Here is a 12,591-nt window from a genome sequence, read left to right on the forward strand (position 1 = left end):
CCCGGTTACAAATGGTAGAAGTCCAACACCGCGTTGATGGTGTCATTCAGCAACAGCACGTGTTTGCGCGCGATTTTCCAGCTGTGCGCTGCCGGCCGCAGATCGTAGACCGCGCGGCCATAGAAGTAGTCCGTCACGCCCTGCCGCGTGTACAGCGTCGACCAGTTCACCGCCGCCTGAACTTGCGCGTTGTCCGTTTCGGTGACGCGTACGTTGCTGATCTGATGCATCGTACGAGGCAACGGCGTCGATGCCGCCGACTTGCCGGTCCGCAGGCGGAACACGCGGTCTTCGAGTCCTGCGCGATTTGCGTAGTAGATCAACGACATCTCCCGTGCAGGGTCGTGGGTGTGTACATGTTCGGAGTCCCATTGCGGCACGTGGAAGACGCTCTGCGGATCAAACAGGTCAAGGTAGTCGTCCCATTGCTGCCGGTCGCATAGATCGGACTTGAGATAAAGAAACTGTTCTACGGCATGCTGAAGCTCGCTCATGCTTGCTCTCCCTGGATCGCGCCCGACTTCGCCAGCCCTTTGAGAATGACGTCGCGCCAGGTTCCGTGCTGGTTCACGTACAGGCCTTCGTGCGTCATCTCGGTGCCCGTCATGACGGGTGTGATGCCAAGCAAATCAGCATTCGCGGTCGGGACGGAGCTCCACTTGTGATGCCCCCTTGATATGTCGCTCCAACGTTCGAGCCTTGCCTGGAAGCCGCGTTGCTGCTCCCGGAACTCGACGAGATCGTCAGGCGTGCCCATTCCCGACACGTTGAAAAAGTCTTCGAACTGACGGATACGGTTCTCGCGATCCTTGTCGGACTCGCCCTTGACACCGATGCATTGACTGATGATCTCCGTCTTGTTCCAGGCAACGGGGCGCACAATACGCAACTGCGAACTGATCTGATCCATGAAGAAGAGGCTCGGATAGACGTTCAGATTGCGCAGGCGGTGCATCATCCACTCGGCTTTTGGTCTGCCGTACGCTTCGACAAGGCGAGGCATCACGCTTCCATAGCCGGGACGGACCTCCGGGTTCGGCATGTCACTGAAGAGGACGCTATGCCCGTTTCTGAACGCAAACCAGCCGTCGTCTGTGTCTGCATCGCCCGCACCTAGCTTGCTATAGTCGAGCGTCCCGCTTGCGCCGTCGCCGTTCCTGCTATTCGACTCCTGCCGATGCTTCACGGTTGCCACGTAGTTGTAGTGGACCGTGCTGACGTGATAGCCATCCAACCCGTTTTCGTTCTGCAGCTTCCAGTTGCCGTCGAATGTGTACGTCGAACGCCCCGGCAAGACTTCCAGTTCCCCTGTGGGCGATTGCGCCACCATCATGTCGAAGAAGATTCGCGCGTCGCCAAGATAGTCTTCGAGCGTGTCGGTACCATTCACGTCCAGGCTGACGAACACGAAGCCTTTGTAGCTCGTGATGCGCGCCTTTTTCAGGCCACGGGCAGATCTGTCGAAGTCTTCGCAGTACTCGTCCGGCGCCTTGACCTTAACGAGCCGTCCGTCGTTCTTGTAGCACCATGCATGAAATGGGCAGGTGAACGTGGACTGATTTCCCTTGCTCATGCGCGTGAGCGTCGCACCGCGGTGCTGACACGCGTTGATCATCGCGTTCAGATTGCCGTTGCTGTCACGCGAAATGATCAGCGGCTGCCGGCCTGCGCGCATAGTTAAATAGTCGTTTTTATTGGGTATCTCGCTCTCGTGGCATGCATAAATCCAGGTCTTCTCGAAAATAAACTCCATTTCCAGCGAGAAGAGTTCCGGCTCGGTAAACATCTCCCGTGCAATCCGGTAGACACCTTCCGCCGGTCGGAAATCCAGACAGCCGCCGACAAACTCGGCCCATTCAGATGCGCTTCGCGTTTCACTCATGATTTCTGCCCCTCCGTGCCATCGCTCGAAATATCCATGGCACCATTGAATACCGATTGGGCCACGCAGACTATCCGGCCAATTTGCGTTCACTATCCATTTTTTCCGATTGCAAACCGTTCAAGGTGACTCCGCTCGCGCGAAGGTCGCTAACACGTAATGGTGCAGGCTTGTACAGGCATCAAAATCGGCCTTCGGCGCTCGATAGATACGGCTACCGGGTTAAATCCGATCTCCCGCGGCCCTAACTTAGCCAGTGTGTGCACGTGAACCGGCCGCTCGTGGTCGCAATGATCTGCCTGAATCCGTCATGGACGATCGCAAGATCGCATGCATGAATAGCCTGATCATATTGGAAGCCGGCCGTCGAGCGGAATGTGAATCGAAACCGAAGTGCCCGTGCCCGGCGTGCTGCTAATCGAAAGCGAGCTGCTGATCGAAAGCGAGCCACCGATCAGGCGCGCGCGCTCGTTCATGCCGCGCAGCCCATATGAATAATTGCGCCCCACGATTTGCTGGTCGAAGCCGCAGCCGTCATCGCGCACGATCAGTTCGAGCTTCTCCGGCGTTGAGATCAGCATCACATCCACGCGCTCGCGTCGGCATGACGTGTGACGTTCGTCAGGGGCGCCTGCACGATGCGGAAAACAACCGTCGCGTGCGCTCCGACAACAGGTGCTCACCACCGACGATGCGCAGCTCGCGAGGAATCGCACTGCGGCGGTTGAATTCATCGACGAGCCATTCGAGCGCCGACACGATGCCGAAATTGAGTGCGACCGGCCGCAAATGGCTCGCGACTTTGCGCTCCATTCGGATCGTGCCTTCGACTAGCTCGCGCATGTCGTCGGCCTTTCTCATTAGCTCCGGGTCGTGCGTGAGGCACCTCTTGAGCTCGCTTGTTGCCGTCGCACGCGAGCTGATGCAGTGCCTTCATTGCGCGGGTGGACCTCGCGTCGGGAAACGTCAGGGGTATCGCGCGCAACGTCGCCCCACGCGTCACGTTGAATCCAGGAGATGCCGAGCAAATCCGCCATGCATGCGAGCATGCAAATCGGAATCCACGGGCTTGCCGATGAACGCATCGGGATCTGCATGGAGACTCTTCGCGCCGTCCACAGCGAGCGGCGCCGCCGATACCGATATGATCGGCCGTACGCGAATTCGGGTATCGAACGGAGATGCGGCGTCACCTCCGGACCGTCGATATCCGACATCACGAGGTCCGCGACAATAAGCCGCCACAGAAGGGTGCCGACGCGTTCCACCCTCTCCTGCAAGCGGTATAGGGGCAGCTCCGGCGGGACAGTCAATTGCCTGAGCTCGCCTGGAAATGCGACTATCGCTGCGCCGGCCGACAGTGACTCGCGCACCTCGGCCGCGTCCGCGAGGCAAAGTACGCATTGCAGTTCCACCTTCAGTTGCGGCGGATCGAACCGCCATAACGCTTCGCCGAGATTGTCACGATGGCGGGCTCTATGTTGACGAGGGTCTTCAATTGGCGATGCCGCGCTCGGCGTCGCGATAGAGCCAAGCCGCCGTCAGGATGAGCGTGATCGCGCAGCGAAAGACATGCACCGTCGCAAGGGGCCGCAGCACCACGCTGCGCCGCACCTAGCCGAGCCCCTTCGGTGCGTCAAACCTGTCTAGTGTTCCGTCCCAGAAATAACTACAAGGGCTTCCCCGTTGAGCACAAGTACTCAACGTGGCTTTCTGTTGCTATGAGCCTTGCCGGCGTCGTGTGAGAAGGTGAAGGACTGCGGTACTACAACCGGTCATGTCGGACGCCTTGGTCCGGACCCTGATGAAAGACGCGCGCGGGAGCCTCATTCTTTGCCCGGAAATGGATATTCCAGTTATTTCTTCAGGTATGTCCCGCGCGGGTCCAACCCGCTTCACATCACCGCTGGCAGTGCAAAGTGATCTTCTATCCGATCGTGACCATGATCATTTGAGGTGGTAATTTGTCGGCGCGGTAGCTTTACGCGGTGAGCGGTTCATTTTACGCGGTGAGCGGTTCATGCTTGAAATCGTCGCCTGAACTTCAGGATTGCCCACGCAAGCCTCGCATTCTTGGCCGCGATCGCGACAGCCGTACGCCAGTAGCCGCGACGTTCCATCAGACTTCGAACCCAGCGGCTGAATCGGTCCTGCTTCTCTCCAAGGCTCGCGATGACGGAGCGCGCACCATTTACCAGCAGGCCACGCAGGTAAGCATCACCTGCCTTCGTAATACTACCAAGCCGCTGCTTGCCACCGCTGCTGTACTGGCCGAGCGTCAGTCCGAGCCACGCCGCTACTTGCCGACCGTTCCTGAAGTCATGTCCGGCGCCAAGGCTCGCAAGTAATGCGCTGGCTGAGGTCGGCCCAACTCCACGCAGTAACATCATCCGCCGGCTGCGCTCATCATGCCGCGCAATTTCGCTGATTGCCCGGTCGTATTCGACGAGCCTGTTCTCGATGCTGTCGGCATGCGCGAGCAGATCGCTGATGCAGCGTCGCGCCCATCCCGGCAAGGCGTCCATGTTTGGCGCAACTTCTCTTCTCAAACGCTCCGGACTGTGCGGAAGGACGATACCGAATTCGGCAAGCAGGCCACGGATCCGGTTATAGGCCGCCGTCCGTTCCTCGACGAATCCTTGGCGGGTGCGGTGAAGGCAAAGCGTTGCCTGCTGATGTTCATCCTTAAGCGGCACGAAACGCATGCTTGGACGCGTCACCGCCTCGCAGATGGCCGCCGCGTCTGCAGCATCGTTCTTGCCGCGCTTCCCGGACATGCGATAGGGCGCAACAAGCTTGGGCGCCATCAGCTTGACGGTATGTCCGTGCCGCTGGAAGACGCGACCCCAGTGATGCGCCCCGGAGCACGCTTCCATGCCAATCAGGCACGGCGGCAATTGTGCGATCAACGTCACCAGCTGAGTGCGCGAGACGCGGGGCTTGATCAGCACCACCTTGCCGGCCCCATCGACACCGTGAAGGGCGAAGATATTCTTGGCGAGATCGATTCCGAGAGTAACAATGGACATGACTTCCCCTCCTGTTGGTGTTGATGAACGCTCGAAACTTCATCATGGCACGTTGATGCCGATTCGCGGCTTCCGCCGCAGCCTCGGGACGGGGAAGTCCCTTTCATTCTTTGCATAGCCGAGCCACTTTCTGAACGATGGAAGCGGCGGTTGCCGTCCAGACGAACGGACGGTTGTGCTGGTTGTACTGCACAACATAGCGCTCAATGCTGGCAATGAGCTGGCGTACATTTCTGAAGGAGCCGCGCCGGATAGCCTGCTGCGTGATCAGGCCAAACCAGCGCTCCACCTGATTGAGCCAGCTCGAATACGTCGGCGTAAAGTGCATGTGATAACGCGTGTGCTTCGCCAGCCAGGCCTTGACCTTGGGGTGCTTATGCGTAGCGTAGTTATCGACAATTAGATGCACGTCAAGCTCCTCCAGAACAGCCTGATCAACGTGCTTCAGAAAGGCCAGAAACTCCTGGTGTCGATGACGCGACTTGCATTGCGCGATGACTTCGCCCGTCACCGCATTGAGCGCAGCAAACAAGGTTGTCGTGCCATGCCGGATTGAAGTTGACCCGTTTTCACGGATAGATTTGCAGTTGGATTCAGTATGCGATGGATCCTCCTGATGACGTTGAATCGCGGGTTGTCCACGGGCGGGCGGCGGGTCGCTTCTCACGACCACGACGCTGCCCGCCGGTGGACAACCCGCGCGGCGACGGTCTTTGTTTTTGCGCATGCATGGATACGTAGGTCGCGTCAGCCACCCACAGCACGTTCGCTGCGTCGGCGCTAAAGTGCCGGCGTACCAGATCCGGCGCCGGCCGTGCCCCCGCACGTGGGCGCGTGGTATGGGGCCAGCGTCGCCGGCTTGCGCCACATAGCCCTGCCATACGCATCAGGCGCGCCACCCGCTTGCGTCCAACGTGTACGCCTTCACGCGCGAGTTGCGCGTGAATACGGGGCGCACCATATGTGCCGCGTGAGCTTGCATGCAGGGTACGGATACGTGCGAGCAATTGCGCATCACTGCATGTGTGGTGCGACGCTTCGCGAACGGCGCCCGTCTCGCGCGCGAACCAGGCCGCCGCCTGCGAGAGAATATCGCGCTCCATCTTGAGCTGCCGGTTCTCACGACGCAGCTTCGTCAGCTCCTGCCGTTCGGCCGTGGTAAGCCCGTCATGACGCACACCAGCGTCGCGATCGGCCTGCGCGATCCAGTTGTAGATGGTCTGCGCAGTCGGCTCGAACTCTTTTTCCAGGTCTTCCGGTCTGCGCCCGGCCCTCACCAGCTCGACCATGTGCGCCCGGAACCCTGCCGGGTATGGCGTACGATGTCTGCCCATTTTCGGCACCTCCTTCTCCAAAGAATAGGTGTCCGTTTTGCCGGGTCAATTTCAATGCAGTCGACGCAGGATCCACAGGCCTTCGCTCGTCATTCGATATGACCCCTTTCGTCGCCGTGCGGACTCTGGGGGTCCCGTGGCTTCTCCAACGCTAGGGACCGGCCCAAAATCGGCGTATCAACCGCGGATAATCGTGAGCACGATCGGAACAAAGCATCTCGACAGCGTCTCACTGCGCGGGATGTGGCCGGAAGCCAGTCCACGGCCCAAACTCCGAGCCGCACAACAAGCCGGCGATTCTGCCGCCCGTCAGTTCCAGCCGTTGCGCGGAACGTTAGCGGTTTCAGCTTGCTATCCACCACGACGTTCAAAATGGTATGGAATTGTCCAGCGGGCGCATCGCGACCGTTCGCTCTGTTGCTGCAGCCATTAAAGCCCCCTGGAACTGGACCTCCGATGGGCTACACGCTTGCGATGAACGCGGGTTTTCCATTGGCAAAACCCCGACGTTCCGGTGTAGTCAAGACCTCACTGAGCCTTCTCGGCAGTTTCATCATATGTTAGAACCTTGCCCGGACAGCCAGTGGTTCAGATACTTTTGCTATGATTTCCATCAACTACACAAAGGTACGATGCAGGTGGCCATTGCGGCGTCGCGACGCTCTTGTGCGGCAATTGACCTATGGTTCTAACGCGTAGCAGTGAATGACGGCAGATGAACGATCCACATGGCTCTGACACAGGTTTCAGTGTCCACATCCTTTGGGAGGATGCAGAGCGCACTTTCTGTCGCGTCCGGTCCCCGAGCGGCAGCGATAGCGTCCTGACTCTCCGGACCACCGAGGAACATCCATCGATCGCCCTTCTCGAGCGCCTTGCTCACGAATTCGCGCTGAAAGAACAACTGAATGGTACGTGGGCGGTGCACCCGATAAAGCTGGTACGCGAAGATGAACGGATGGCACTGGTTTTCGAGGATCCGGGCGGCGAACCACTTGAGCGACTGGTGGGCGCGCCTCTCGGGGTGGAACGTGTTTTGTGCCTCGCCGTCGGCATTGCCGGGGCGCTTGAGAAGCTCCACCGGAGTGGGTTCGTTCACAAGGATTTCAAGCCTGCTCATGTGCTAGTTGACTGCACGGACAGCCGGCCGCGGCTCACAGGATTTGGGATCGCTTCACGACTGCCGCGCGAGCGGCAATTTCCACAGCCACCCGAAACGATCGCCGGCACCCTACCCTTCATGGCGCCGGAACAGACTGGGCGGACGAACCGCTCGATCGACTCTCGCAGCGACCTCTACGCGTTCGGAGTTACGCTTTATCAAATGCTCACGGGGTCCCTACCGTTCACTGCTGCGGATCCGATGGAATGGGTACATTGCCATGTTGCGCGTAAGCCGGTGCCTCCGATAGCACGGGTAGACACGATCCCCCTTCCCGTCTCAGAGCTTGTCATGAAGCTGCTCGCCAAGACGCCCGAGGAACGGTATCAGACGGCGGCTGGCGTCGAGCGGGATCTGAGGCATTGCTTGACCGAATGGCAGCGTCAACGCCACATCGATCCCTTTGTGCTGGGCGAATACGACATGACCGACCGCCTCCTTATCCCTGAGAAACTCTACGGGAGACAGAGGGAGGTGGATGCATTGACCACTGCGTTCGATCGCGTAGTCAGGACTGGCATCCCTGAACTCGTGCTCGTCTCCGGGTATTCGGGTATCGGCAAATCCGCAATCGTCCATGAACTGCATAAGGCACTCGTACCATCGCGCGGGCTCTTCGCGTCGGGCAAGTTCGACCAATACAAGCGCGACATACCCTATGCGACGCTCGTTCAAGCTTTTCAGGGCCTGATCAGGCCGCTACTCGGCGAGCCTGACGCGGAACTCGCAACCTGGCGCGAGACGTTGATCGGGGCACTCGGTGCTAACGCGCGACTTGTGACCGATCTGATCCCTGCGCTCAGGCTGATCATCGGCGATCCCCCGCCCGTCCCAGAGCTCGAGCCAAATCAGGCGCGCCGCCGTTTTGAAGTCGTCTTCCAGCGCTTTATCGGCGTCTTTGCGCGACGTGAACATCCGTTGGCACTATTTCTTGACGATCTGCAATGGCTCGACGCCGCGACGCTCGACTTGCTCGACGGGCTCCTTGCGCGCTCGGATCTGCAGCATCTGATGGTAATCGGCGCCTATCGCAGCAATGAGGTAACTCCCGGACATCCGCTGCTGCACAAGCTTCAGACGTTGAGGGCTGCCGGCGCAAGGCTCGACGAAATTGTTCTCGCGCCTCTTGCTTGTGAACACGTGGAGCAACTGATTGTCGAAGCGCTTCACTGTGAGCAGGGACGTGCGGCACCGCTTGCGCACCTCGTGCATGAGAAGACGGCGGGCAATCCGTTTTTCGTCATCCAGTTTTTGCGCGAGCTTGCTGATAGCGATCTGCTGAGCTTTGCCCATGACACGGCCTGTTGGAGCTGGGACTTGCCCCGCATCCACCGCAAAGAGTACACCGACAATGTAGTCGACCTAATGGTGCTAAAGCTAGTGCGCCTACCGGCGTCAACGCAACGCGCCGTGCAACAGCTTGCCTGTCTCGGCAACACCGCCTCCTATATGATGCTGCCTAAAGTTCTGGGCGTCTCGGAGCAGGAAATCCGGGCGCTGCTGAAGCCGGCACTCGCGCAGGAGTTGGTGGAGCAACTAGAAGACGCCTACGGGTTCGTGCACGACCGGGTGCAGGAAGCCGCCTATTCGCTGATTCCCAAAGAGTTACGTGCTCACACGCATCTGCGGATGGGACGGCTACTCGCGGCGCAAACTCCCGCTAGCAAACGGGAAGAGGCGATCTTCGATATCGTCAGTCAGCTCAACCGAGGCGCGGCGCTGGTGAGATCCAGGCAGGAACGCCAACAACTGGCTGCCTTTAACCTGATCGCCGGCAAGAGAGCCAAGGCGTCGACAGCCTATGCGTCGGCGCTCACCTATCTCACTGCCGGCGCTGAACTCCTCCAGGACGATTGCTGGGGACGCAGGCACGAACTGGTCTTTACGCTCCAGTTGAACTTGGCAGAATGCGAGTTCCTCACCGGGCGGCTAACCGATGCCGAAGAGCGGCTGGCGATGCTGTCAAACCGTGCGACGAACACGGTCGATCAGGCGAGCGTCGCGTGTCTGCGAATGGATGTTTACCTGACTCTCGATCGAAGCGATCTGGCGGTCGAGGTTTGCCTCGATCACCTCCGTCAACTCGGCATCGACTGGCCGGCACACCCACATGAAAGCAACGTACGGGGGGAGTACGGAAACATACGGTTGCGGCTTGCGGGCCGGACTATCGAGGCACTCATCGATATGCCGTTGATGTCGGACCCAGCGTCGCTCGCAATCACTGACGTGCTTAGCAAGCTCCTGAGACCAGCCTGGTTTTTTGACGCGAATCTGGCTTCTCTCGCTATATGCAAAGTGATCAGCTTGAGTCTGGAGTGCGGGAACTGCGACGCCTCGTGCTTCGCGTATGTAATGTTCCCGCGGATCGCTGGGCCTCGCTTTGGCGATTACCAGGCTGGAGTCCAGTTCGGTCAGCTCGGCTTCGATCTGGTCGAGCGACGCGGACTGAAACGCTTCGAGGCGGTCACCTATCTTTGCTACGCGCTGTACGTTGTGCGCTGGACGAAACACGTGCGCTTCAGCAGCGAAGTGCTGCGCCGCGCGTTCGAAGCAGCGGGCCGGACCGGGGACCTTCCGTCTGGCGCCTATACCTGCTGCCATATCGTTTCGGACCGACTTTTCGGCGGTGACCCTTTAAGCGATGTCGAACTCGAAATTGAACAGGGCCTCGCGTTTTCCAGTAAGGCACGTTTTGGCCTGGTCGTCGATAACCTCAACACGCAACTCGCATTGATCCGGATGCTCCGCGGCGTCACACTGAAATTCGGCCACTTTGACTATGACGAGTTCAACGAACTTCGTACAGAGGAGCACCTGTCCGGCAACCCCGCGCTCGCGACGGCCGCGTGCTGGTACTGGATCCGGAAACTGCAGGGACGATTCCTTTCAGGCGACTATGTGGCCGCCATGAACGCGGCATCGATCGCGCAAAAGCTACTTTGGAGCTCGTCGCCACACCTGGAGGAATGCGAGTACCATTTTTACGCCGCTCTCACAAGGGCCGCGCATTTCGACCGGGTGCCGGCCGAGGACCGACAGGAGCACCTCCACAGCATCGCCGCGCATCGTCGGCAATTGGAGATCTGGGCGAACAACTGTCCGGCGAATTTCGGCAATCGGGTTTCACTGGTAAGCGCCGAGATGGCGCGCCTGGAAGGCCGTGATATCGAGGCGATGCGACTCTACGACGAGGCCATTCACCTTGCGCGCGCAAACGACCTCATACACAATGAAGCGCTTGCCAATGAACTCGCATCCGCGTTCTACGCGGCGCGCGGGTTTGAGAAGATTGCCCGTGTCTATTTGCAGGACGCACGACGGGCTTATCGACGCTGGGGGGCAGAAGGCAAGGTGCGTCAACTCGACGAACTGTACCTAGGTCTCAGGGCCGACGAGCGAGCGCTTGACTCAGGCAGCACTATCGGGACGCCTCTCGAACACCTTGACCTTGCTACTGTCATAAGGGTGTCGCAAGCTGTTTCCGGAGAGGTTTTCCTCGACAGATTGATTGAGACGATCATGCGTACCGCTATCGAACAGGCGGGAGCGGAGCGTGGATTACTGATCCTTTCGCATACAGGAGAACAGCGGCTCGCAGCGGAAGCCTGGACGGACAGCGACAAGACATGCGTCCAATTGCGTGATGCACCCGTGAGCGCGACTATGATTCCCGAGCCAGTTCTCTACGATGTATTGCGCACAGGCGAAAGTGTCATTCTCGATGATGCTGCGGGCGATCCCAGGTTCGCGACAGATCCTCATATCCGGCAGTATCTGACTCGTTCCGTCTTATGCCTGCCATTAATGAATCAAGCGAAGCTGATCGGGGCCCTGTACCTCGAAAACAATCTGATCACCCGCGCCTTCGCATCGACCCGGATTGCACTGCTGCGGTTGCTCGCGTCGCAGGCGGCGACTGCGCTCGAGAACACCCGCCTGTACCGCGACCTGCAGGAACGGGAGGCCAGGATTCGCCGCCTCGTCGACGCCAATATCATTGGCATCATCGTCTGGAATGCCGCCGGCGACATTCTCGAAGCCAACGACGCTTTTCTGCACATGGTGGGATATGAGCGAGAGGATCTTGCGTCAGGATGCCTCCGCTGGAGGGATCTCACGCCAACTGACTGGCAGGAAAACAGCGAACGGGCTTTGGCCCAAATCAGAAACCACGGTGACGTTCAACCCGAGGAAAAAGAATACATGCGGAAGGATGGCAGTCGTATACCGGTCATGGTCGGCCGCGCTGCTTTCGACTGTAGCGGGAAGGAAGGCGTTGCTTTTGTAGTTGATCTCACGGAGCGCAAGGAAGCTGAGCACCGCTTGCGTGAGTCGTACGAGATGCTGCGTGAACTTGCCTCACATCGCGAGACGGCTCGCGAGGAGGAACGCAAGCACATTGCGCGGGAAATGCACGACGAACTCGGGCAACACCTTACCGCGCTTCGGCTGAGGGCGTCGATATTGCGCATGAGGCTTGGCGCGGATCACCCGGATCTGGTCGAGCATGCGCAGGCGCTCGTTTCACTTGTGGATGTAACGATGCAAGTGGTCAGAGGCGTTATCGCGTCGCTGCGCCCCGCAGCGCTAGATTCCGGTATTGCAGCAGCGCTCGAGTGGCTCGTGGCCGATTTCAACCGCAACGGCCGGACGGTCTGTCATCTCAACTTGCAGGACGAGAATATCGCCGTAAGCGAGGATCGCGCCATCGTGTTGTTTCGCATCGTTCAAGAGGCACTGACCAATGTCGCCCGACACGCTGCGGCCAGAAGAGTAATCATCGCATTAGAGCGAACCCCCGATGCTTGCCTTCTCGAAGTGCACGACGACGGTTGCGGATTCGATGCTCTTGCAACGAGAAAGAGGTCATTCGGACTGGCAGGGATGGAAGAGCGTGTTCTGATGCTGGGCGGTGCGATCGACGTTATCAGCTCGCCGGGAGCCGGCACCATGATCAAGGTGAGACTTCCTGACTAGTGGGCGATCGAGAATAGCCGTTGAAGTCACACACGTAACGCCTGAGCTCGCTCGGCGTGCTGAACCCAAGGTCCGGAACCCGTGTGCGCCGCAGATCCGGAACTCGCCGTTCCGAGGTCGGTCGGAAAATGTGGAAGCCAACGTTTCGTCATACCGAGAAGCGGGGACATGCATGAATCGAATTTCAAAAGCGGTCTATAGGAA

At 59.1% G+C, this 12,591-nt stretch carries 4 protein-coding genes and 3 pseudogenes; 1 reads left to right on the plus strand and 6 read right to left on the minus strand.

What is annotated here, in order from left to right:
• Positions 1–5 precede the first annotated feature (5 nt).
• From antB to BC1002_RS37240, 6 genes and pseudogenes are all read right to left on the minus strand, one after another.
• On the minus strand, positions 6–494 hold the full coding sequence (gene antB / locus BC1002_RS34410) for an anthranilate 1,2-dioxygenase small subunit (protein WP_013094571.1): 489 nt from the start codon (positions 492–494) through the stop codon (positions 6–8).
• Entirely contained in the window at positions 491–1,882 is a 1,392-nt protein-coding gene (antA, locus tag BC1002_RS34415) for an anthranilate 1,2-dioxygenase large subunit (protein WP_013094572.1), read from the minus strand. The genes antB and antA overlap by 4 nt, the downstream gene beginning before the upstream one ends.
• 347 nt (positions 1,883–2,229) lie before the next feature.
• A pseudogene (locus BC1002_RS37235) lies at positions 2,230–2,782 on the minus strand (sensor histidine kinase); the annotation flags it as partial.
• 1,102 nt (positions 2,783–3,884) lie between these two features.
• A pseudogene (locus BC1002_RS34435) lies at positions 3,885–4,911 on the minus strand (IS110 family RNA-guided transposase).
• Between the two features lie 103 nt (positions 4,912–5,014).
• Positions 5,015–5,509: pseudogene (locus BC1002_RS34440) on the minus strand (IS630 family transposase); the annotation flags it as partial.
• Entirely contained in the window at positions 5,505–6,245 is a 741-nt protein-coding gene (locus BC1002_RS37240) for an IS3 family transposase (protein ID WP_013094574.1), read from the minus strand. The gene BC1002_RS37240 and the pseudogene BC1002_RS34440, both read right to left, overlap by 5 nt.
• A 715-nt stretch (positions 6,246–6,960) precedes the next feature.
• On the opposite strand from BC1002_RS37240, the gene BC1002_RS34455 reads away from it, so the two are divergent.
• Positions 6,961–12,387 carry an AAA family ATPase gene (locus BC1002_RS34455; RefSeq protein WP_013094575.1) on the plus strand — a complete coding sequence of 1,809 codons (5,427 nt, stop codon included), beginning with the start codon at positions 6,961–6,963 and terminating at the stop codon, positions 12,385–12,387.
• The last annotated feature ends 204 nt before the right edge of the window (positions 12,388–12,591 follow it).

The sequence above is a fragment of the Paraburkholderia atlantica genome, assembly GCF_000092885.1.
Classification (GTDB): Bacteria; Pseudomonadota; Gammaproteobacteria; order Burkholderiales; family Burkholderiaceae; genus Paraburkholderia; species Paraburkholderia atlantica.

Coding starts and splice junctions, on each gene's coding strand:
- antB (WP_013094571.1), bottom strand. CDS start 494: ATGAGCGAGCTTCAGCATGCCGTAGAACAGTTTCTTTATCTCAAGTCC.
- antA (WP_013094572.1), bottom strand. CDS start 1,882: ATGAGTGAAACGCGAAGCGCATCTGAATGGGCCGAGTTTGTCGGCGGC.
- BC1002_RS37240 (WP_013094574.1), bottom strand. CDS start 6,245: ATGGGCAGACATCGTACGCCATACCCGGCAGGGTTCCGGGCGCACATG.
- BC1002_RS34455 (WP_013094575.1), top strand. CDS start 6,961: ATGAACGATCCACATGGCTCTGACACAGGTTTCAGTGTCCACATCCTT.